General features: G+C 68.0%; 17 protein-coding genes. 6 read left to right on the top strand and 11 right to left on the bottom strand.

Going from position 1 to position 22,495, the window contains the following annotated elements:
• The 5 genes from IBL26_RS09365 to IBL26_RS09345 form a co-directional block, all read right to left on the bottom strand.
• Positions 1-634 (bottom strand): SH3 domain-containing protein (locus IBL26_RS09365; RefSeq protein WP_194443553.1); only part of this gene is annotated, 634 nt, incomplete at its 3' end.
• Positions 635-799: 165 nt separating this feature from the next.
• Positions 800-1,339, bottom strand: coding sequence for a translation initiation factor IF-3 (infC, locus tag IBL26_RS09360; RefSeq protein ID WP_187784232.1), 540 nt, complete (start codon positions 1,337-1,339; stop codon positions 800-802).
• 57 nt (positions 1,340-1,396) lie between these two features.
• Complete coding sequence (thrS, locus tag IBL26_RS09355) at positions 1,397-3,349, bottom strand: threonine--tRNA ligase (RefSeq protein WP_187784209.1); 1,953 nt, start codon at positions 3,347-3,349, stop codon at positions 1,397-1,399.
• 142 nt (positions 3,350-3,491) lie between these two features.
• Positions 3,492-4,280, bottom strand: a complete 789-nt coding sequence (locus IBL26_RS25895) for a CatB-related O-acetyltransferase (protein ID WP_277817302.1) — start codon at positions 4,278-4,280, stop codon at positions 3,492-3,494.
• A 191-nt stretch (positions 4,281-4,471) separates the two neighbouring features.
• On the bottom strand, positions 4,472-6,217 hold the full coding sequence (locus IBL26_RS09345) for a glucan ABC transporter ATP-binding protein/ permease (RefSeq protein ID WP_187784207.1): 1,746 nt from the start codon (positions 6,215-6,217) through the stop codon (positions 4,472-4,474).
• A 144-nt stretch (positions 6,218-6,361) separates the two neighbouring features.
• Between IBL26_RS09345 and IBL26_RS09340 the strand changes: the two genes are divergently transcribed.
• Entirely contained in the window at positions 6,362-7,369 is a 1,008-nt protein-coding gene (locus tag IBL26_RS09340) for a Bug family tripartite tricarboxylate transporter substrate binding protein (protein ID WP_187784206.1), read from the top strand.
• 242 nt (positions 7,370-7,611) lie between these two features.
• Here the strand turns inward: IBL26_RS09340 and IBL26_RS09335 are convergent, their stop codons facing one another.
• From IBL26_RS09335 to IBL26_RS09315, 5 genes are all read right to left on the bottom strand, one after another.
• A complete protein-coding gene (locus IBL26_RS09335; protein WP_187784205.1) occupies positions 7,612-8,400 on the bottom strand; it encodes a class II aldolase/adducin family protein in 789 nt (262 codons plus the stop codon).
• A 411-nt stretch (positions 8,401-8,811) separates the two neighbouring features.
• Positions 8,812-9,726 (bottom strand): methyltransferase domain-containing protein, encoded by a 915-nt coding sequence (locus IBL26_RS09330; protein ID WP_187784204.1) that lies wholly within the window; start codon positions 9,724-9,726, stop codon positions 8,812-8,814.
• Between the two features lie 93 nt (positions 9,727-9,819).
• Positions 9,820-10,935, bottom strand: a complete 1,116-nt coding sequence (locus IBL26_RS09325; protein WP_187784203.1) for an ABC transporter ATP-binding protein — start codon at positions 10,933-10,935, stop codon at positions 9,820-9,822.
• Positions 10,932-11,720, bottom strand: coding sequence for a class II aldolase/adducin family protein (locus IBL26_RS09320; protein ID WP_187784202.1), 789 nt, complete (start codon positions 11,718-11,720; stop codon positions 10,932-10,934). Before IBL26_RS09320 ends, IBL26_RS09325 begins: the two co-directional genes overlap by 4 nt.
• Entirely contained in the window at positions 11,720-12,658 is a 939-nt protein-coding gene (locus IBL26_RS09315; protein ID WP_367615399.1) for a 2-hydroxyacid dehydrogenase, read from the bottom strand. Before IBL26_RS09315 ends, IBL26_RS09320 begins: the two co-directional genes overlap by 1 nt.
• A gap of 280 nt (positions 12,659-12,938) precedes the next feature.
• On the opposite strand from IBL26_RS09315, the gene IBL26_RS09310 reads away from it, so the two are divergent.
• From IBL26_RS09310 to IBL26_RS09300, 3 genes are all read left to right on the top strand, one after another.
• Positions 12,939-14,273, top strand: coding sequence for an NAD(P)/FAD-dependent oxidoreductase (locus IBL26_RS09310; protein ID WP_187784201.1), 1,335 nt, complete (start codon positions 12,939-12,941; stop codon positions 14,271-14,273).
• A 215-nt stretch (positions 14,274-14,488) separates the two neighbouring features.
• The gene (locus tag IBL26_RS09305) at positions 14,489-15,961 is read left to right on the top strand and encodes an FkbM family methyltransferase (protein WP_367615400.1); all 1,473 of its coding nucleotides are present in this window, start codon (positions 14,489-14,491) and stop codon (positions 15,959-15,961) included.
• A gap of 14 nt (positions 15,962-15,975) precedes the next feature.
• Positions 15,976-19,701, top strand: coding sequence for a glycosyltransferase (locus IBL26_RS09300; RefSeq protein WP_187784199.1), 3,726 nt, complete (start codon positions 15,976-15,978; stop codon positions 19,699-19,701).
• 411 nt (positions 19,702-20,112) lie between these two features.
• Here IBL26_RS09300 and IBL26_RS09295 read toward each other — a convergent pair whose 3' ends face one another.
• Positions 20,113-20,943, bottom strand: a complete 831-nt coding sequence (locus IBL26_RS09295) for a sulfite exporter TauE/SafE family protein (RefSeq protein ID WP_187784198.1) — start codon at positions 20,941-20,943, stop codon at positions 20,113-20,115.
• Between the two features lie 77 nt (positions 20,944-21,020).
• On the opposite strand from IBL26_RS09295, the gene IBL26_RS09290 reads away from it, so the two are divergent.
• The gene (locus IBL26_RS09290) at positions 21,021-21,779 is read left to right on the top strand and encodes a sulfite exporter TauE/SafE family protein (protein ID WP_187784197.1); all 759 of its coding nucleotides are present in this window, start codon (positions 21,021-21,023) and stop codon (positions 21,777-21,779) included.
• Positions 21,776-22,492 (top strand): cysteate racemase, encoded by a 717-nt coding sequence (cuyB, locus tag IBL26_RS09285; protein ID WP_367615398.1) that lies wholly within the window; start codon positions 21,776-21,778, stop codon positions 22,490-22,492. The genes IBL26_RS09290 and cuyB overlap by 4 nt, the downstream gene beginning before the upstream one ends.
• Positions 22,493-22,495 lie beyond the last annotated feature (3 nt).

Below are 22,495 nucleotides of genomic sequence, written 5' to 3'. Positions count from 1 at the left end.
GGCCGTCCGGGCGGCCAGGGCCACCGCTCCATTGCCCGCCATGACCGGACGGGCCGCCATCCCGGTGGCCGAAGCCCGGCCCACCGGGCCCACGCCCGGGCGGGCCATGGCCATCCCAGCCAGGCCCGCCGCGCCAGTCGCGGTCGGGGCCGCCCCGCCAGTCACGATCCGGCCCGCGCCAGCCTGGGCCGGGGCCCGGCGGGCCGTCATGCCGCCAGCGGGGCGGCGCGTAGCCAACCCAGCGGTCGCGCTCCCGATAGAAGGGACGGCCGCGATAGTAGCTGTCCCAATAGCTGCCAGCGGCGAAGCCGATGATGGGCAGGCCGATGGCGGGGGCGATGCCGATCAATGGCTCCCGCCGCTCATAATAGGGGGCCTGCAGGTAGTTGCCGGGCAGCCAGCCACGGTCCCGCCCCACCATGGCATCGCACCAGCCATAGCCTTCCAGGCAACCCAGCACCTCCACCTGCACGCCAGGTTCCAGCAATGCGACGGCCGGATACTCGGTCGCGGGGCCGGAGCGCAGGCTGAGGCGGGTGGTGGTGAAAGCAGGGGCAGCCGAGGCCGCGGCCGGTAGCAGCATGGCGGCCAGGGCCAGGGCGAAACCGGATGGGCGAAAACGGCGGCGCGACATGGTTCGATCCTCCAACGCTCATCCATAGAACGCTGGAAATGGTGCCGATTTGCGGCAGCACCGGGGCCTAAAGATGGGCCCCCGAAAACGCCACCGCCCGGCCGGCCCACCGTGGAACGGAGGCTAGCCGGGCGATGAAAACCCGGATGGGTAGCGCGGCGGCCGTTATTTCGGCGCCAGCACCATGATCATCTGGCGGTTTTCCAGGCGGGGCATCTGCTCCACCTTCGCCAGTTCGCCCAGCTCGGTACGGATACGCTCCAGCACCTTCACGCCCAGATCCTGGTGCGCCATCTCGCGGCCACGGAAGCGCAGGGTCACCTTGACCTTGTCGCCCTCCTCCAGGAAGGACTTCGCAGAGCGCATCTTCACGTCATAATCGTGGTCATCAATGTTCGGGCGAACCTTGATTTCCTTGATCTCGACGATCTTCTGCTTCTTGCGGGCCTCGTTGGCCTTCTTCTGCTGCTCGTACTTGTACTTGCCGTAGTCGGTGATCTTGCAGACCGGCGGGACGGCGTTCGGGCTGATCTCGAGCAGGTCCATGCCGGCGTCATAGGCGCGCAGCAGGGCTTCTCGTGCGCTCATCACGCCGATCATTTCGCCTTCCTCGTCGATCAGGCGAACCTGAGGGACGCGGATGTCTTCGTTCACCCGCGGTCCGTCGCGGGGGGGAAGCTGGTTCGGAAGAGGGCCTCGGGCCAGAGTCGGCTCCTGTCACTGTGGGAACGAAATGCACGTCGCCTATTTATGGTGCAGCCGTCAGGCGACTGCAACATCCACAGGCTTCAAGTCGGGGGCTGCGGCCTCGGCGGCAAGGGTTGCCACCGCTTCGGCGAGCGTCAAAGTCACCTGCTCACGCCCCGGCAGCCGGCGCAAGACCACCTTGCCTTCCTCGGCCTCACGGCGGCCGATCACGGCCAGGACGGGCACCCGCTGCTCGATATGGTCAACCACCTTGCGGTTGATCTTCTCGTTGCGCAGATCCAGCTCGACCGAGAGGCCGGCCTTGCGGAAGGCGGCGGCCACCTCCTTGGCGAAGGGCGCTGCCTCGTCAACGATGGTGGCGACCGCGACCTGCACGGGGGCCAGCCAGAGCGGGAAGCGCCCGGCATGCTCCTCGATCAGGATGCCCAGGAAGCGCTCGAAGCTGCCCAGGATGGCGCGGTGCAGCATGACGGGGCGGTGGCGGTTGCCGTCCTCCCCCACATAGACCGCGTCTAGCCGCTCCGGCAGCACATAGTCTACCTGCAAGGTGCCGCATTGCCAGTCACGGCCAATGGCGTCGCGCAGCACGAATTCCAGCTTGGGGCCGTAGAAGGCGCCCTCCCCCGGGTTCAGTTCGTACTCGACGCCGGCCAGGCGGCAGGCCTCCTTCAGGCCGGCTTCCGCCTTGTCCCAGGATTCCTCACTGCCGGCGCGCTTCTCCGGGCGGTCGCTGAACTTCACGCGGAATTCGTTGAAGCCAAAATCACGATACACAGCGGCCAGCAACGCGACGAACTCGGCTGTCTGGGCCGGCACCTGGTCTTCGGTACAGAAGATGTGGGCGTCGTCCTGCGTGAAGGCACGCACGCGCATGATGCCGTGCAGCGCACCGGAGGGTTCGAATCGATGGCAGGCGCCGAACTCCGCCATCCGCATCGGCAGCTCACGGTACGAACGCAGGCCATGGTTGAAAATCTGCACATGGCAGGGGCAGTTCATCGGCTTCAGCGCCAGCATGCGGTCCTTCTCGGACTCGTCGTCGACGGTCGCGATGAACATGTGCTCGCGGTACTTCTCCCAGTGGCCGGAAGCTTCCCACAGCTTGCGGTCGACCAGCTGCGGGGTCTTCACCTCCTGGTAGTCGGCGGCATCCAGCCGGCGGCGCATGTAGTCCTGCACCGTGGTGTAAAGGCGCCAGCCCTTGGGGTGCCAGAAGATGCTGCCAGCCGCCTCTTCCTGGAGGTGGAACAGGCCCATCTCCTTGCCGATCTTGCGGTGGTCGCGCTTCTCGGCCTCTTCCAGCTGCAGCAGGTAGGCGTCCAGTTCCTTCTGGTCGCGCCAGGCCGTGGCGTAGATGCGGCTGAGCATGGCGTTGCGGTGGTCACCGCGCCAATACGCGCCTGCCACCTTCATCAGCTTGAAGGCAGCGCCGACATCGCCCGTGCCGCGCATATGCGGGCCGCGGCACAGGTCGAGCCACTCGCCCTGGCGGTAGATCGAGATCACCTCGGTCTCCGGCAGGTCGCGGATCAGCTCGGCCTTGTAGCGCTCGCCCTTCTCCTCGAAGAACGCGATGGCCTGGTCGCGCGGCCACTCCTCCCGCACGAAGGCGGCGTTGCGCGCGATGATCTCGCGCATCTTAGCCTCGATCTTCGGGAAGTCCTCCGGGGTGAAGGGCTCGTTCCGCGCGAAGTCGTAGTAGAAGCCGTTCTCGATCGACGGGCCGATGGTCACCTGAGTCCCGGGAAACAGCTCCTGCACCGCCTCCGCCAGCACATGGGCGGCGTCGTGCCGGATCATCTCCAGCGCCTCGGGGTCCTTGCGGGTGATGAAGCGGACCTTGGCGTCGCCCTCGATGGCGAAGGAGAGGTCGCGCAGCTGGCCGTCCACCTGCATGGCCAGCGCCGCCTTGGCGAGGCCCGGGCCGATGGCGGCGGCCACGGTCGTGCCCGTCACAGCCCCGTCGAACTGGCGGACGGACTGGTCAGGCAGCGTGATCGCAGGCATCGGTCGATATTTCCGTAAAACGGGGTCTCGGGGGCGCGGACCATGCGGGCCAGGGCCGGCGCCGTCAACGGATAAAGGGTTATGGGAGTCTTGCGATCCTCACGCGGCCTGGATGACCGCGGGCCCTCGCCTGCAGCGCGGATCAGTGCGCGAGCAGGGACGCGGCTTCCCCGACCGGGTCGAGCCCCGCCGCCTCGGCCGACCACTGGTCGATGCGCGCATGGAAGGCGGCGGTACTGTGGTGGGAGATCTCCCCCTGCCCGTTCACCTGCCCACCGGACATTGGGATCACCTCCAGCACACCGCTCGCCTGGCGTTCCTCCACCTGGCGGATGGCTGTGGCCACGTCCTGGAACGCCACGCCGGCCAGGCTGTCGGCGGTGTAGTCCCACCACCGCAGCCGCAGCAGGGCGACGATGGTCGCACGGTCGAACCGGTAGCGGATCACCCGGGCAGGAACGCCGCCGACGATGGCATAGGGCGGCACGTCCTTCGTCACCACCGCGCCGGCGGCCACGATGGCGCCGTGGCCAATGTGCACGCCTCGCATGACGATGGCGTTGGTGCCCATCCACACGTCGTTCCCGATCAGGGTGCGGGGCTTCAGCGGCGGCCGGGGATGCGGCGGCGGCTCCGCCAGCTTGGACCATCGATTGGCCACCCAGGCCTCACCATACTGGAACGGATGGGTGCTGAGCCAATCGACCGGGTGGTCGCCATCGCCGATCTCCACGCCCGTGGCCAGCGAGCAGTAGCGGCCGATCCCGGCCAGCCCCGCCAACAGCCGGCAGCGCGGGCGCACATAGGTATAGGCGCCGATCGGCCCCTTCATAGCGAGCTCGCCGGCCATGTTGACCGGGGCCTCGAAGATCACTGAAGCCGCGTTGGACATCTCGGCATCAGCGAGCAGCAGCACGCCGATCCTGGCCATGCTCCGCTTGTCCTGACGCCCGGCGCCATCGGCTGCCATGTGATCTCCAAAAATTGCTGCACCGCAATATAGGAGCCCAGGGCCGCCCGTGTCGATCTGCGTGGGGTCACGATAACCGGCGCCTTGGCCGGCCGATAAGCGCGACGGCCTGCCCGGTGACGGGCGGGCCGTCCAGGTCAGCCTGGCTGAGGCTAGGCCACCAGCGCCAGGGTGGGCGGCAACTGGCTGCGCACCAGGTCGGCGAAGACGCCGCCGTGGCGGACCAGGGTGTTGAAGTCGCCTCGCTCCACCACCTGCCCGGCATCGAACACCATGATCTCGTCCGCTTCGCGGATGGTGGAGAGGCGGTGGGCGATAATGAAGGTGGTGCGGCCGGCCATCAGCGCCTTCAGCGCCTTCTGTACCCGGGCCTCGGTCGCCGCATCCAGCGCGCTGGTCGCTTCGTCCAGGATCAGGATGGGCGGGTTCTTCAGCAGTGCGCGGGCAATCGCCAGCCGCTGCTTCTGCCCGCCGGAAAGCGCGCCACCGCGCTCGCCCACCAGCGTGTCGTAGCCCTGGGGCTGGCGGCTGATGAAGTCATGCGCCTCGGCCATGCGGCAGGCTTGCTCGATTTCTTCATCGGTCGCCTCGGGGCGGCCGACCAGCAGGTTCTCGCGGATGGTGCGGTTGAACAGCAGGCTGTCCTGGAACACCACGCCGACATTGCGGCGCAGGCTCTCCAGCGTCATGTCCCGCAGGTCCACGCCATCGATGGTGATGCGGCCCACCGCCGGGTCCCACAGCCGCTGCAGCAGCGCCATCGCCGTCGTCTTGCCAGCGCCGGTCTGGCCGACCAGGGCGACGCTGCGCCCGGCCTCGGCGGTGAAGCTGACGCCGGAGAGGGTGGCGACGGTGCCGGGATAGGCGAAGCCTACCTCCTCGAACCGCACCTCGCCCGTGGCACGGCCGAGATCGACCGCGTTCACCCGGTCCGGCACCGTGGTCTTGGCGTCGATGATGTTGAACATCTCCTCCAGCGCCGGGCGCTGGAACACCAGCCGGGCAACGAAGCCGACCAGCCCTTCCAGGCGGGAGATCAGCAGCATGGCGAAGCCCATGAAGGAGACGATCTCACCCACCGTCGCCTTGCCCTGGCTGTTCAGCCAGGCGCCGAGCACGAAGATGGCGATCACGCACAGCGTGCTGGCCGAGCGCGTCATGACCGACAGCACCGCCCACCAGTTCAGCACCGGGAACTGCCGGTCCAGCACCTGCTGCACGATGCCGGCGAACAGCTTCGACTCCGCCTCCAGCCGCGTGAAGGACTGCACGACCAGGATGTTGGAGAGCGTATCCTGCGCATTGCCGGCCAGCTGGGTGTGCAGCCCCTCCACCTGCGCCTGCGCCTTGTGGGTGCGGGAGACGACGAGGGCGGCCACGCCGCAGAACAGCACCACCAGGCCCACCAGCAGCAGGCCGAGGCGCCAGTTCATCATCAGGGTCAGCGGCAGCAGCAGGCCGGCGGTCAGCGCCGTCACCAGATGCTCGCGGAAGAAGGACAGCCACAGGTTGAACAGGTTATCGCTTCCGACCAGCATGACCTTCATCAGCCGGCCGGACTGCGTATCGCCGTGGAAGGCGGGCGGCATGGCCAGTACATGCTGGTAATAGCTGTGCATCACCGCCAGCCGGTTGCGGTGCGCCATCCGGTCCGCCAACAGCGCGATGGCCGCGCTGCAACCGATACCGGCCAGCCCCACCGCGCCCCAGACCAGCAGTAGCTCGAAGATACCGCTGCCCTGGCTGCCGGAGAGGACGTCCACCACCCGGCCGAACAGCACCGGCTCCATGAATTGCAGCCCGGCGACCATCAGCGCGGTGAAGGCGAGCCCGCCTGCCACTGCCCGATCCCGCCACAACAGCCCCAGAACACGCCCATAGATCCTGAAGAAACGCATCGATCCCGAGTCCCCGGCCGACCATGGGGATCTGGCCCCCACTCAAGCTGCTTGCAAGAGAACATGGGCTTGCGGCAGGAACAGGGCAGCCGGATCGCAATACGAAGGCAAACGACCCTCGGGATCCGGCAGAAGGAGAAGTCCATGCCGACACTGAATCGCCGGGCCATACTCGGCGCCGCCGGTCTGCTGCCTTTCGCCGGGATTCCCAGCCTTGCCCGCGCCCAGGCCAACTGGCCGACCCGGCCGGTGAAGTTCATCGTGCCCTTCACCCCCGCCGGCACCACCGACATCGCCGCCCGCATCCTGGCGGAGCGGCTGCACCACCGCCTGGGCCAGGCTTTTCCCATCGAGAACCGCGGCGGCGCCGGCGGCAATATCGGTTCCGACGTCGTCGCGAAGGCGGAGCCGGATGGCTACACCATCCTGATGCAGACCGTGTCCTCGGGCGCCATCAACTACGCGCTGTATGCCGGCAGCATCGGCTACAAGCCGTCCGACCTCGCCAATGTCGGGCTGCTGATCAAGGTGCCCAACGTCATCTTCGTGAACAACGACCTGCCGGTGAAGACGCTGCGGGAGCTGGTGGCGCTGGCCAAGGCCAAGCCCGGCACACTGAATATCGGCTCCTCCGGCGCCGGCACGTCCCTGCACATGACGGGCGAGCTGCTGAAGCTGGAGGCCGGTATCCAGCTGACCCACGTGCCCTTCCGCGGCGCCGGGCCGATGCTGGCCGAGATCATGGCCGGACGGGTGGAAGTGGGCGTGGACAACCTGCCCTCCGCCATCGGCCATATCCGCGATGGCCGGCTGCGGGCCCTGGCCGTGACCACCGCCACCCGCAGCGCCGCCCTGCCCGACGTGCCCACCACGGCCGAGGAAGGGCTGCCCGGCGTGGAAGCCACTGGCTGGTTCGGCGTCCAGGCCCCGGCCCGCACGCCCCGCCCGATCGTCGAGAAGCTGGGCGCCGAGATCAACGCCATCGTCCACGACCCGGAAACCTGGGCGAAACTGGCCGACCTCGGCGGCATGAAGCCGGACCTGACGCCGGATGGCGGCACCTCCCCCGCCGCCTTCGAGACTTTCGTCGCGGCGGAGGTGAAGAAATGGGCGGAAGTTGTGCGGCGCTCGGGCGCCAAGGTGGACGGCTGAGATCCGGCCAAAGGCTGGGGGAAGGAATTCCCCCAGACCCCCATCTTCTGTTTGCGAGTATGGGGGGTGGGGCCGGGGCGCGCCGGAGGTCCAGGACCTTCGGCGACGGAGGGTGCAGCCCGCGCTGCCTTTGGATTCTAATAGGGTGCCGCCACTAGCACCCTCACCTCTCCAAGCCCGAACCCAAGACTCGAGGAAAAAAGATGGGGGTCCGGGGGAACTCCTTCCCCCGGCCTTCCCTCTCAGGTGCGCCAGTCGATCTTGTCGCCCTCAATCAGGCGCAGCGCGCTCTGCCAGGCCCATTCGAAGTGGGCCAGCTTCTTCTCGCTCTCTTCCTTGGTCTTGCCATTGAACTGCGCGGCGGTCTTCAGGCGCACTTCCTCGGGCGGCAGGATCAGCTCGCTGCCGCCGGCCAGGGCGGCGACCTGGGCCTGGCAGGCGCGCTCCAGGTAATAGATCATGTTGAAGGCCTCGGGGATCGTGCGCCCCGTCACCAGCAGGCCATGGTTGACCAGGATCATCGCCTGGTGCTCACCGATATCGGCCACCAGCCGGTCCCGCTCATCCAGGTCCAGCGCCACGCCCTCATAGCCGTGATAAGCCAGGTGGCCGTAGAACTTCAGCGCATGCTGGCTGATCGGCAGCAGGCCGTGCTTCTGGGCGGAGACGGCGATGCCGGCGGCGGTGTGGGTGTGCACGACGCAGAACGCATCCTCCCGCGCCATGTGCAGGGCGGAGTGAATGGTGAAGCCCGCGGCGTTCACCGGCTTGGACTGCGGCTCGTCCTCGACCACATTGCCGTTCAGGTCGATCTTCACCAGATCGCTGGCGCGCATTTCGTGGAACAGCACACCGTACTTGTTGATCAGGAAGTGGTGTTCCGGCCCCGGCACCCGCGCGCTGATATGGGTGTAGATGAAGTCAGTCATCTTGTGGTGCGCCACCAGCCGGTACAGCGCGGCCAGGTCGCAGCGGACGCGCCACTCCTCTTCCGAGCAATTGATACGGCCAGGCGGCGTGGCGATATTCATCGAACCGAGATCCTCGTCTGAAGGCGGCGATGACAGACCCGCATGCTGCCCTGCGTCAATCGCGAAATGTCATGATCATGACAGTATCCTGGCCGGCGTGGCCGCTGCGGTGCTCGACCATCAGGCATAGGAGGCCGGGGAAAGAATTCCCCGGACCCCTTCTTTTCCTTTTCGAGTTTTTCGGGCGGGGCTTTTGAGAGGGTGTTCTTGGGAGACGGCTGGGTGCGCCGGAGGTCCTGGACCTCCGGCGACTGACGGTTCAGCCCTTGTGGCCCATGATTAAAATCATCAAGCAGCGTCCGCTCTCAGTCCTGAAGCGCCACGCCAAACTCGCAGAAATAAAAGAAGGGGTCCGGGGAATTCTTTCCAGGCCCTTCACTCCGGCAGATCACAGGACCACGAAGCAGCGCCTCAGCGCCCCCGGAACAGCGTGATCATCTCCCGGTCCGAGATCGGCGTCTCCCGCTTGCGGCCGAGGAAGTAGCAGGCGCAGGCGGAGTTGTAGGCGCTCTCGGTGCGGGAGAGCAGCGGGTCCAGGTAGCGCAGCGGGTAGGTGGCCAGCAGGGCCAGCATACGCAGGGCGGCGCGGACGCGGCGGCGGTCGGACAGGGCGGTCAGCAGGTTGCGGCCGAGATGGATGGCGGAATAGCCCGGCCCGCCGATCATGCCGCTGCGCAGGTCGTCGAACTGCCGGAACAGCCGCCGATGGCCGAGATAGGTGAAGCGGGTGAAGTCGTAGGCGCCCATATGCACCGGTTGCAGGAAGGGCGTGACGGCGTAGACGAAGCCTTCCGGCTTCAGCACGCGGGTGATCTCAGCCACCACGCGCTGCGGGTCGCACACATGCTCCAGCACCGCCTCGGCGAAGACGGCGTCGAAGGAAGCGTCGGGGAACGGCAGGTCGTGCGCGTCGCAGATGCAGGCGATGTTCTTGGCCAGGGCGACGTCGGTGTAGGTGACATTACCCTTCAGCTCCCGCTCGCCGGAGCCGATGACGAGAATCTCCGCATCCGGCTTCTGCGCCTGGATGATCTCCAGCGGATCGAAGCCCACGCCGGGCACCGGGGCCTCGGAAAGGCTGGTGGCGAAGCGGCGGTAGGCGCGCCGCAGCCCGGTGGTGCGGTCGGCGGAGCCTGCGTAGCCGCTGGCGCCTTCATAGCCCTGGCCGCCCAGGTAGTCTTCGGTGCGGAACACGCTGTTGGGCTCGTTCAGCAGCACCGGCACGCCATGCACGAGGGGGTAGTCCGCACCGCAGCCGGAGCAGTGCAGGCCCTGCGCGCTGGCAGCCAGGGGGGCACGGCACACCGGGCAGGCGAAGTTCGGCAAGGTGGGCTCTCCGGGGCAACGACAGCATGTTGTGTCGGCCCCGGACCATTACCTCACGATCGCGGAGCGTCAATGGCGATGAGGGGCCCCGCGTCACGCAGCGGCGGGCAGGTCCTCTTCCACCGGTACGGCGGCGTTGGCGGCCCAGCCCAGCCGGACCGGCAGACCCTCGGCCGGGGCGAAAGGCGCGTTCCAGGCCGGCAGGTTCACCCGCAGCGGGCCCAGATCCACCGTCGCCACTACCAGGGCGAAGCCGGCGCCCAGGTAGGACCAGCTCTCCACCGTGCCATCGACCATGTTCTCGGCGGTCTCGCCCGGTGCCAAGAGTGACACCTTCTCCGGCCGCAGGGAGAGCAGCACGTTGCTGCCCGCCGGCGGGCGAGCGGCGGCGGCCACGGCCAGCATGGTGGACCCGGCCAGGATGCTGAAGCCGCCCGCACCGCCCTCGGCCGCGCGCCCGTGCAGGAAGTTGGACTTGCCCAGGAAGTCGGCGACGAAGCGGGAGCGTGGCGCTTCGTAGAGCTGCGACGGGCTACCCTGCTGCACCAGCCTGCCATGGTTCAGGATGGCGATGCGGTCGGAAAGGCTGAGCGCCTCCTCCTGATCATGCGTCACGTTGACGAAGGTGCGGCCGACGCGGCGGTGCAGCGCCTTCAGCTCATCCTGCAACTCAGCGCGCAATTTCTTGTCGAGGGCGGAGAGCGGCTCGTCCAGCAGCAGCAGCGCGGGGTCGAACACCAGGGCGCGGGCCAGGGCCACGCGCTGCTGCTGGCCGCCGGAGAGCTGGCTGGGCTTGCGCTCGGCGAAGCGGGTCAGCTGCACCAGGTCCAACGCCGCGCGGACCTTCTCGGCCTGCTCCGGCTTGGGCATGTGGCGCACGCGCAGCGGGAAGGCCACGTTCTCCGCCACCGTCAGATGCGGGAACAGCGCGTAGCCCTGGAACACCATGCCGAAATTGCGCTTCTCGGGCGGCAGGGCCGTGATGTCGCGGCCATCCAGCAGCACCTGTCCCTCCGTCGGCTGCACGAAGCCGGCGATGGTCATCAGCAGCGTCGTCTTGCCGGAGCCGGAGGGGCCGAGAAGGGTCAGGAACTCGCCCTGCCCGACCGAGATGTTCACCCCTTCCGCCGCGGTGAAGGTGCCGTAGCGCTTGGTGACCCCACGCAGTTCCAGGGCATGCCCGCTCGTCCGTCCGCCCGCGGCGCTCACGCGCGGTAGTCCGGCTGCTCGCGGTCCATCTTGCGCTTCAGCGCCTGCCAGGGGAGCCAGCCCTTGACCGGGCTGTCCTTGGACTGGGCGCGGACGCGGGCGACCATCTCGGCCGAGGGCATGGACAGGGTGGCGCCGGTCGCCTGGGCCGCGACCTGGATGCGGCAGGCCTGCTCCAGGTAGTACATCCAGTAGAAGGCCTCGGCGACGGTGGCACCGATGGTCAGCAGGCCGTGGTTGCGCAGCAGCAGGCAGGGCTTGTCGCCCATGTCGCGCACCAGGCGCTCGCGCTCGTCCAGGTTATCGTCGGCGGCGATGCCTTCGTATTCATGGATGGCGACGCGGTCGGTGAATTCCATGCTCATCTGATTGAGCGGCAGGATGCCGCAATCGGTCGCCGCCACCGTCATGCCCGCCAGGGTATGGGTGTGCATCACGCATTGCGCCCGCTCGCTGCCCAGGTGCAGGGCGGAGTGGATGACGAAGCCAGCCGGGTTCACCGGCCAGCTCGTCTCCTGCGCCGGCTGCCCCTCGGCGTCCACCAGAACGAGGGAGGAGGCGGTGATCTCCTCGAACATCAGGCCGTAGGGGTTGACCAGGAAGCGGTGTCCCTCGGCCCCCGGCTCATTGGGCACGCGCACCGAGAGATGGGTGTAGACCAGGTCCGTCATGCCGAAATGGGCGAACAGGCGGTAGGCGCAGGCCAGGTCCTCGCGCAGTTCGCGCTCGGTGGCCACGCGGGTGGGGTCGGGGCGGACGGGCGGCAGCGGCGGCGGGGTGAGCATCAGTAGCCCCTCTCGGGATCGTAGACATTGGGCATCGGCAGGCCGGCCTCATGCGCCGCGATGGCGGCGGCGACATAGATGGCGCGGTCCTGCCGGTTGGCCATGGAGGCGACGTGCGGGGTGACCGTCACGGCCGGATGCCGCCAGAGCGGGTTTTCCGCCGGCAGCGGCTCCTGCACGAACACGTCCAGCACGGCGCCGGCGATGTGGCCAGAATCCAGCGCGGCGATCAGGTCGGCCTCCACCACATGCTGGCCCCGGCCGGCATTCACCAGCTGGGCGCCAGGCGGCAGCTGCGCCAGCAGGCGGGAATCGATCAGCCCGGCGGTCTCCGGGGTGGAGGGCAGCAGGCAGACCAGGATATCGGTGGTCGCCAGGAATTCCGGCAGCCCCTCCGCGCCCACGAAGCTGCGGACGCCGGGGATGTCCTTCGGGCTGCGCGCCCAGCCCTGCACCGGAAAGTTCAGCGCACGCAGCATGGTGGCGGCGGCGGCCCCCAGATTGCCCAGGCCCATGATGCCGACCCGGCGCCGCGGCGCGGAAGCCGGCGTCATCTTGTGCGCCCAGCGGCTTTCCGCCTGCGCCAGGGCGAAGTGGCGCGTCTCCCGCAACAGGCTGAGGCAGGACCAGACGATGTACTCGCCCATGCGCTGCACCGTCTCGTCGCCGCCCATGCGCACCAGCGGCAGGTGGCGCGGCCAGTCCGCCACCGCCGTCACGTGGTCCACGCCGGCGCCGGCGGAGAACACCGCCTTGAGGCCGCTCATCTGCGAGAGGCGGCCCGCATCGGGCTCCCACACCAGCACGTAGCGCACGTCCTCCGCCCGCACGGCGGGGTCGGTCCAGGACCGGACGTCCAGGCGCGGGTCGGCCGCCTTGAAGCAGGACTGCCATTCGGGGAGAGCTTTCTCTCCGCCGGACTTCACCAGGAGCAACACTCAGCCAGCCACTTTCCTGAAGGCGTGCGCCCGGTCGGCGCATGCGGGACACGCGAGAGCAGGCACACTGCCCAGGCCGCCCAGCCGGGTAAAGGCCCAGCCCGATGACATATGGCCGGTTTCCCGCCGCATGCCGGCCCTGGCCGACCGGGAAATGGTCACTCTGCCCAGCCGGACGGCATTTGCCGGGCCCACGCCGCCGGAAGGCGCGGCGCGGGGTCTTGCCAGATGCGCCACCCGGGGCAACCCTGGCCGCTTCCCTGCCCATGGCGTTGCCCCGATGACCCTGCCCGCTTCCCTCCAGGCCCCTGGCTTCGTCACCCGCCCCTATTGGTGGGATGCGGCGGAACCCCCGCGGCGGGAGAATGCCCTGCCGGCCCACAGCGCCGTGGCCGTCGTCGGCGGTGGCTATGCCGGGCTGTCCGCCGCGCTGACGCTGCGGCGGCTGGGGCATGAGGTGGTGGTGCTGGATGCCGAGCGGATCGGCTGGGGCGCGTCCTCCCGCAACGGCGGCGCGGTGTCGGGCGGCCTCAAGCTGGCCAAGACCGACCTGACCAAGAAGCATGGCGAGGCCCAGGCCAATGCCATCATGGAGACCGCCGCCGCCAGCTTCCCCTTCATCGAGGAGCTGATCGCGCGCGAAGGGATCGATTGCGACTACGTGCGCTGCGGCCGCTTCTCCCCCGCCTGGACCCCGGCGCATTATGAAGGGATGGCGGCGCGGGCGGCCCGGCTGGCCCAGCTGACCGGCCACCCGACCTACATGGTGCCGCGGGAGCGGCAGCGCGAAGCCCTGGGCAGCGACCACTATTACGGCGGCATGATCGCCGAGGGCGCCGGCAGCCTGCACCCCGGCAAATATGCCCGTGGCCTGGCCGAGGCCGCCGAGCGCGCCGGGGCGCTGCTGGTGGACGGCGTGCGTGTTTCCGGCATCCGGCAACAGGCCGGCGGCTTCCACATCGCCACGAGCCAGGGCGAGCTGACGGCCGATGCGGTGCTGGTGGCCACCAACGGCTACACACGCGGGCCGAACGGCGGCAGCGCCGGCGGCGCCATGCCCTGGCTGGCCAAGCGGCTGATGCCTATCGCCTCCTACATCATCGCGACCGAGCCGTTGCCGGTGGAGACGATCGAGCGGCTGTTCCCCCGCCGCCGCGTGGTCAGCGACAGCCGCCGGGTACTGAACTACTTCCGTTGCAGCCCGGATGGCAGCCGCGTCGTCTGGGGCGGCCGCGCCAGCTTCCGTGACGCGACGCCGGAGCAGGCGGCCCCTGCCCTGCATGCATCGATGACCACGGTGTTCCCGGAGCTGAAGGACATCCGCGTCACCCATGCCTGGAACGGCAACGTGGCCTTCACCTTCGACTTCCTGCCACATATCGGCGTGCAGGACGGCATCCACTACGCGGCAGGCTGCCAGGGCTCGGGCGTCGCGATGGCCAGCTGGATGGGCCATAACGCCGCGCTGAAGGTGGCCGGCGCCGGCAATGCGGGCTTCGCGCTGGATGGGCTGAACTTCCCCACCGTGCCGTTCTACGACGGCACCCCCTGGTTCCTGCCGGTGGTGGGCGAATGGTACCGCTTCCGTGACCGGCTGGACCGTCTGCGAGCCTGAAACGGGCCACAAGCCGGGCGCGTTATAGCAAAGGCATAGCTTGATACCGGTGACGCGGATGGGTTTTGCCTAATTCGGGTCACAAATTCAGGCTAGGTTGGCTATTGTAAAACCAGATTATTGCCCCTGCGTTAATCTTGCCCTGCTCGTTCGTGCAATGTTACGATAGTGCAGGAACTACTGCCTGTCGAAACTGTCATTTCATTGGGTTATGTATGCAACTGGCTTCGTCTGCACAAAATCAAGAAGACATCATGCTGTGGCGAGCGTTGCAACATGTTCAGAACGGTTTCTACATAGACGTGGGTGCAGCCGATCCTGTCGAGATGTCCGTCACCCGGGTGTTTTATGACCATGGCTGGCATGGCATCAACCTTGAGCCCAACGATGATTACTTTAATCTGCTTCAGGCGGCGCGGCCGCGCGACATCAACCTGAAGTTGGGCGCTGGGCAGGCTTCCGGCCAGCAGGTATTCCACAGCATTCCGGGGACCGGCCTCTCCACCTTCGACGCCGCCGTGGCGGCGCGCCACCGGCAGGATGGGTGGACCGTCACCGAACACACGGTCGAGACCCGCACCCTCGCCGAACTGTGCCGTCTGCACCGCCCGACCGGGCCGATCCATTTCCTCAAGATCGATGTCGAGGGCGCCGAGGCCGAGGTCCTGGCCGGCGCCGACTTCCAGGCCTTCAGGCCTTGGATCGTGCTGGTAGAAGCGACCGAGCCACTGTCCCAGGAACAGTCCCACGCCGCCTGGGAAGCCCACCTGACCACGCATGGCTATCAGTTCGTCTGGTTCGACGGCCTGAACCGCTTCTACCTGGCCGACGAGAAGATGGCCGAACTGGCACGGCATTTCCGCGTGCAACCGAATATCTTCGACGGCTTCGTGCCCGCGCCGGTCTTCCAGCGCCAGGCTGAGGAGAACTATAAGGCCGTGCTGGATGCGCAGGCGGCTCTGCATGAGGCGCAGGTGGCCCATTCATCCGCACAGACATCCTACCAGGAGGAGTTGGCGACCTCCCATGCCCGCTATGAGGCCGAGTTGTCCGAAGAACGGCAGCGCGCCCAGGCCGCCTGGCAGCGGATCAGCGAGACACTAAACCAGCAAAACCAGCGCGCCACCCAGTTGGAAAGCCGTGCCGCGACCGCGGAGAGGCTGGTCGCCACGTTCCAGGCCGAGCTGCATGAGCTCAGCCAGGCCAAGGCCGGCTTGGCGCAATTGCTGGCGAATGAGCAGCGCGCGGTCGTGGAAGCCCACCAGTCACTGCAGGCCGCCCAGGCCCGGCTGGCCGAGTTGCATGGCAGCACCTCCTGGCGCGTCACCCGGCCGATGCGAGTGCTGATCAACCTGATGCGCGGCCAGGTGAAGGCCAAGGCGCTGGCGCGTGAGGTGTTCCGGTGCGGCGTGCGGCGTGTCCTCGGCGCCCCCGCCGGCCGCCGGCTGGCGCAGAAGGCCCGCGCCACCGCCCCCGGCCTGGCCCAATGGTTCCTGTTGCGCTACCGCGCCTATGAGCAGAATGCCGCGGCTGTGCCTCCTGCCTACACCACCGACCCGGCCTCCTACCTGCCGGTCCCGATGGCGCAAGCCTGCACACTGGCTGTAGAGCTTGATCTGAGCGAGGAGGAAGCACGGCTGTACCGGTCCTTCGCCTCATATCGCCTGTCCCCTCAGGCGACGCGTTAAGGACGGACGAATCCATGCGGCTGGTTATCGATCTTCAGGGCGCCCAGGGCAGCAATCATGCGCGGGGCATCGGGCGCTATTCGCGGGAACTGGCGCTGGCCATGGCCCGGGAGGCGCGGGATCACGAGGTCATCGTCGCCCTCAACGGCACCTTGCTGGATACGGCGGAGAGCCTGCGCGCGCAGTTCAGCGACGTCCTGCCCGCTGCGCAGGTGAAGGTCTGGCATTCGCCGGCCGGCACCGCCACGATTTCCCGCTCCCCTCTGTTGGCCGGGGCGGAGGAAGTGCGCGCCCATTTCCTCGCGTCCCTCAAGCCCGACATCGTCCATGTCAGCAGTCTCTTCGAGGGCCTGGTGGATGACGCCGTGCCGCTGATGCCGCAAGGCGCGCCCCGGTTACCCGTGGTGGCGACCTGCTACGACCTGATCCCACTCATCCGCCAGGGCGAGTATCTGGACCCCGCCAAGTCACACCCCCAGATGGCGCCCTGGTACTATCGCAGCCTGCAGCAGGTGTTCCTTTGCGAAGGCCTGCTCGCCATCTCCGAATCCAGCCGGGACGAGGCGATCCGCTACCTGCCCTATGCGCCGGAGCGAGTGTTCAACATCCAGGCCGGCATCAGCGAGGCGTTCCGCCCCGCGCCGCTGGATGCGGCCGGCCGCGCGGCGCTGCTACGCCGCTACGGGCTGCGTGGCCCCTACATCCTGTTCCTCGGCGCTGGTGACCCGCGCAAGAACGAGGCCGGGTTGCTGGCCGCCTATGGCCGCCTGCCGCCGGCACTGCAGAAGCAATACCACTTGCTCATCGTCGGCCGGATCGACGAGGACCGGCTGCGCGTCACCGCCTCCAGCGCCGGCGTGCCGCAGGGCAATATTGTCGTGGCGCCCTTCGTGCAGGAAGAGGATCTCAACCCGCTCTACTCCGCCTGCTCGCTGTTCGTGTTTCCCTCGTTGCACGAAGGCTTCGGCCTGCCGCTGGCGGAAGCCATGGCCTGCGGCGCGCCCTGCATCGCCAGCAACACCACCAGCCTGCCGGAAGTCATGGGCCGGCAGGACGCGACCTTCGATCCGTCGGACGCGGATTCGATCGCCGCCCGCATGCGCGCGGTGCTGGAGAACCCGGAATTCCGGGCGGAACTGGCCGCCTTCGGCCCCGTGCAGGCCCGCCGCTTCACCTGGTCTTCCAGCGCCAACCGAGCGTGGGACGCGCTGGAAGCTGTCGATGCCCGCCTGAAGGCCGATGCTGTGCCGGACGTCACGCGGGTTGTCATGCCCAGGGGACCGCGCCCCAGCATGGCCTTCGTCGCACCCTTGCCGCCGCAACCCAGCGGCATTGCCGACTATAGCAGCGAGGTCCTGCCCGACCTCGCCCGCCACTACGACATCACGTTGGTCACGGAAGCCGATATCAGCGGCACCCGCCTGGGCTCGGCCTTTCCGCGCCTGAGCCCGGCGGCCTTCCAGCAGCAGGCAGGGCGGTTCGACCGCGTGCTCTACCAGGTCGGCAATTCCGAGTTCCATCGATTCCAGATCGAGACGCTGCTGCCGCAATGCCCTGGCGTCGTCGTGCTGCACGATGCGTATCTGTCCAATCTGGCCAACTGGCGGGCGCACACCCAGCACAGGCCGGATGATTTCCGCGCCGACCTGCTGGTATCCCACAGTTACCCGGCCCTGCGGCTGGAGTTGGAGCAAGGGCGTGACGCAGCAGTCGACACCTACCCCTGCGGGCTGCCGGTGCTGCGGAACTCCGTCGGTGTCATCATGCATTCGCGCCATGGGCGCGACGTATTGCAGCGCCATTTCGGCGAGCGGGCGACCAAGGACATCACCATCGTGCCGTTCCTGCGCACCATGCGGTCCATGCAGGACCGCACGGCGGCCCGGGTGGCCCTTGGCCTGACGCCGAATGAATGGGTGGTGTGCAGCTTCGGCGGCGTGACGCCGCACAAATGCCCGTCCCTGGTCATCGACGGCTGGCGCCGCTCCGGCATCGATGGCCGCCTGGTCTTTGCCGGCTCTCTGGGCGACATGCCCTGGAAGAGCGTCAACGATCCCGGCGCCGGCATCAGTTGCACGGATAGGCTGACGTCGGAGCAGTACAACCTCTGGCTGGCGGCAGCCGACATGGCGGTGCAGTGGAGGAAGGGTTCGCGCGGCGAATCTTCCGGCGCCATCACCGATGCGATGATGGTGGGGCTACCAACCATCATCAATCGGCACGGCACGGCGGCGGAACTGCCGGAAAATGTGGTGCTCGGCCTGCCGGACAAAGCCGATGCTACGGCACTGGCCGAGGCCTTGCGGAACCTGCGCCAAGATGCCCCGCAGCGACAGGCCCTGTCCAAGGCCGGGCGCGCCTATGTGGCGGGTGAGCTGAGCCCCGAGGTCGCCGCGCTGCACTACCGCGACGTCATCGAGCAGGCCTATGCCACCACCCAGGCCTGCCTGCTGGTCAAGGACATGGTGCCCTGCCTGCAGAAAGCGGCCACCGTGCCGGGGGGCGACATCGCCACATTGCGGGCGTTGTCCTCCAGCCTGCCCTCACCCTGGATCGGTGGCGGGCATCCGCGCATCCTGTTCGATATCTCGGAGCTGGCGCGGCACGACTACGGCTCCGGCATCCAGCGCGTGGTGCGGGAATTTGGCCGTAGGGCGCTGGAGAAGCCGCCCGCCGGCTTCCGCGGCGAAGCGGTCCGGATGCAAGGGGGCCGCCTGCGCAACACCTATGCGGCGCCACTGGCCTTCCTGGGCCATGCACCGCTGGGCATGCGGGAAACCCCCGCCGACGTGTATCCCGGCGACGTGCTGATCTGCGGCGACATCAACAGCCAGATGACCGACGAGGAATTCGCCGAGCTGCGCCGCCTGCGCCTGCAGGGCACGCGCATCCTGGTCGTCATCTACGACCTGCTGCCGATGCGGCATCCGCAGCTGTTTCCCGCCGGAATCACTGCCGTCCGCCAATGGTATACCCGCCTGCTCTCCATTGCCGACGGCGCGATCTGCATCTCCCGCTTCGGGATGGAAGACCTGGCGGCGTGGCTGGACGAGAATCCGTCCGAACGGGCGACGCGGCTGCCGCTGGGCTATGTGCATCTCGGCGCTGATTTCCGTGCCGCCGTGGTGGGGGACGAGATTTCACCCGCCGCGCAGGCAGCGCTGGATGCCGCCAGCCAGCGCCCGACCGTCATCATGACCGGCACGGTGGAGCCGCGCAAAGGCTACGTCCAGGCACTGGCCGCCTTCCAGCAACTATGGGACGCCGGCGTGGATATCGGTCTGACCATCATCGGCAAGCAAGGCTGGCAGATGGAGGAGTTCGCCGAACGCGCCCGTACCGCGACCGAAGCGGGCCGCCGCCTGCACTGGCTCTCCGGCTGCAGTGACGATGACCTACGGCGGATCTATCGCAGCGGCTGCGGGTTGCTGATGGCCTCCAACCACGAAGGCTTCGGGCTGCCGATCACCGAGGCCGCCCTGGCTGGCTTGCCCGTGCTGGCACGGGACCTGCCGGTGTTCGAGGAAATCGCCGGACCCAACGCCCGCTACTTCGGCGGGCAGGACCCGGCGGGCCTGGCCACGGCCCTGCGGGAATGGATGGAAGCCGGGTTCACCCCACCCTCCACCGGGCTCAAGCCGCTGGACTGGGACGAGAGCTACCGCCGCCTGTGCGACCTCATCGAAGGCCATTGGCACATGGTGTGGGAACCCAAGCAGACACCGCCGTCGCACCACTGAGCCCGCCGGGCGCGATTTGATGACAGGGGCCTGGGGAGAAGCTTCCCCAGGCTCTTTCTGTTTGGCCCGGACAAGGGCTGATGGAACGGCCTCGCGCAGCCGGGACGGAGAGCGGCGAGGAAGCGGCATTTCTGGCCGTCCCGACGCAACGTTGGCAGAAAGGCCGGGGAAGGAATTCCCCGGACCCCCTTCTCTTCTTTTCGAGTTTTCCGGTGCAGCTGCTGAAAAGTCAGTCTGTCTGGGACACCGCTGGGCGCGCCAAAGGTCCAGGACCTCCGGCGACTGACGGCTCAGTCCGTGTGGCCCATTTTTAAATTATCAAGGAGCCTCGGCTCTCAGCCCTGCAACGCCGACCCAGACTCGCAGACAAAAGAAGGGGCCCGGGGAAGCCCTTCCCTCCTTCTAAAAGCCTCATGTCACCAGCGCATAGATCATCCGTGCGGCGGTGATGGCCAGGAACACCGCGAAGGCGCGCTTCAGCATCAGCGGCGGGATGGTGTGGGCCAGGTGCACGCCCCAGGGCGTCGCGAGGATGGAGCTGGGGACGATCAGCGCGAAGCCGATCAGGTTGACGTAGCCCAGCGAATACGGCGGCAGGTCGTGCACGCCCCAGCCGCCATAGATGAAGCCGATGGTGGCCGGGATCGAGATGATCAGCCCGAACACTGAGGCCGTCGCCACCGCCGAGCGGATCGGTGTACCGAACATCGACAGGATCGGTACCCCGACCGTGCCGCCGCCGATGCCCATCATGGCGGAGACGGCGCCGATGAAGCTGCCGATGCCCCACAGGCCCGGCCCACGCGGCGTCTGCTCGCGGATTTTGAAGTCGACGCCGGTGAAGCCCATATTCAGCGCCACCAGCAGCGCAATGACGGCGAAGACGGCGGAGAGCGCGCTGCCGTGAAGCCAGATCGCCGCCACCGTGCCCAGCGCCACGCCGATGATCATGGAGGGCCAGATGGCGCGCAGCAGCGACGTATCGATCGCCCCCTTCGCATAGTGCTTGCGGGCGGAGACGATGGAGGTCGGGATGATGGTGGCCAGGCTGGTGCCGACGGCCAGCTTCATCTGCACCGCCTCCGGGATGCCGAACAGCGGCAGCACGTTGAACAGCACCGGCACGATGACGATGCCGCCACCGACGCCCAGCAGGCCTGCAAGAGTGCCGGAGACGATGCCGGTCAGTGCCATCGCCACGGCCAGGGCCGCGAGCCACATCGGGTCGGAAAGGTGTTGCATCAGGTTCAGGTGCCCTTGGCGGCTTCGGTTTGGACGTGCAGCATTGTCCTACACCCAGCCTCCGGTTCCGCAAGCCCGTGTCCCTCATCACCGACCCCTGGTTCTACGCGCTCGCCGTCCCGGCGCTGCTGATCACCGGCATCAGCAAGGGGGGTTTCGCCTCCGGCGGCGGCAACCTGGCGGTGCCGGCCATGGCACTGCTGGTGCCGCCCGCCCAGGCGGCCGCCATCACCCTGCCGGTGCTCTGCGCCATGGACCTCGCTGGGCTGCGGGCCTGGTGGGGCAAGTGGAACCGGCGGGAGATGCTGGCCATCATCCCAGGCGGCCTGCTGGGCATCCTGTTCGGCGCCTTCGTATTCGGGCTGATGAGCAACAATGCCATCAAACTGATGGTGGGCGCGATCAGCCTGATCTTCATCGCGCGCGGGCTGTGGGTGGCGCGGCACGGGCCGCCGCCGCCGGCCGCGCCCAACCGTGCTAAGGGCGGATTCTGGGGCATGGTCTCGGGCTTCACCAGCACGCTGGCGCATGCGGGCGGGCCACCGCTGGCGATGTACCTGTACCCGCTGCGGCTGCCGCGGGCGGAGCTTTCCGGCACCACGGTGGTGTTCTTCGGGGTGGTGAACTACGTCAAGCTGGTGCCCTATGCGCTGCTGGGGCAATTGTCCGCCACCAACCTGCTCACCAGCCTGGTGCTGCTGCCGCTGGCGCCGATCGGCGTGCGGATGGGCGTCTGGCTGCAGGGGCGCATCAGCGACAAGGTGTTCTATCGCGTGATCTACGTACTTCTCGGCGTTACCGGCATCAAACTGGTCATGGAAGGCCTGGGGCTGTGACCGCGCTGCCCGATTCCCGCATCCTCGGCGTGCTGGGCGGCATGGGGCCGTTGGCCAGCGCGCAGTTCATGCTGCGCCTGACCCTGCTGACACCGGCCGAGCAGGACCAGGACCACATCCCCGCCGTGCTGTGGTCCGACCCCCGGGTGCCGGACCGTACGGCGGCGCGGCTGGCCGGGGGCGAGGACCCGTTGCCCTGGCTGGCACGTGGCATCGCCGGCCTGCAGGCGGCGGGGGCCAGGGCCATCGCCATTCCCTGCAACACCGCCCATGGCTGGTATGACGAGCTGCGCGCGACGACCGAGCTGCCGATCCTGCACATCGTCGACGCCGCGGCGGAGGATCTGCGGCGCCAGGGCATCCATTCCGGCCGCGTCGGGCTGATGGCCACCGCTGGCACCCTGGCGATGCGGCTGTACCAGCCACGGCTGGAGGCGCTGGGCTACGAGGTGATCGTGCCGCCGCCGGCGGAGATGCAGAGCCTCGTCTCTCCCGGCATCGCGCTGGTGAAGGCGAACCGGGTGGCGGCCGCCTACATCCCGCTGGCCGAGGCGGCGCGCAACCTGCGGGACCGGGGCGCCAGCGCCGTGGTGCTGGGCTGCACGGAAATCCCGCTGGGTATCCTGGCCGGTCCCTATGCCGAGATCGGCGTGCCGATGGTCGATACCATCGATGCACTGGCGCTGGCGGCCATCGGCTGGGCCAAGGCTTAGCCC

Origin of the sequence: Teichococcus aerophilus (assembly GCF_014490485.1) — a bacterium.
Classification (GTDB): Bacteria; Pseudomonadota; Alphaproteobacteria; order Acetobacterales; family Acetobacteraceae; genus Pseudoroseomonas; species Pseudoroseomonas aerophila.
This window is presented reverse-complemented; position numbering and strand designations above follow the sequence as displayed.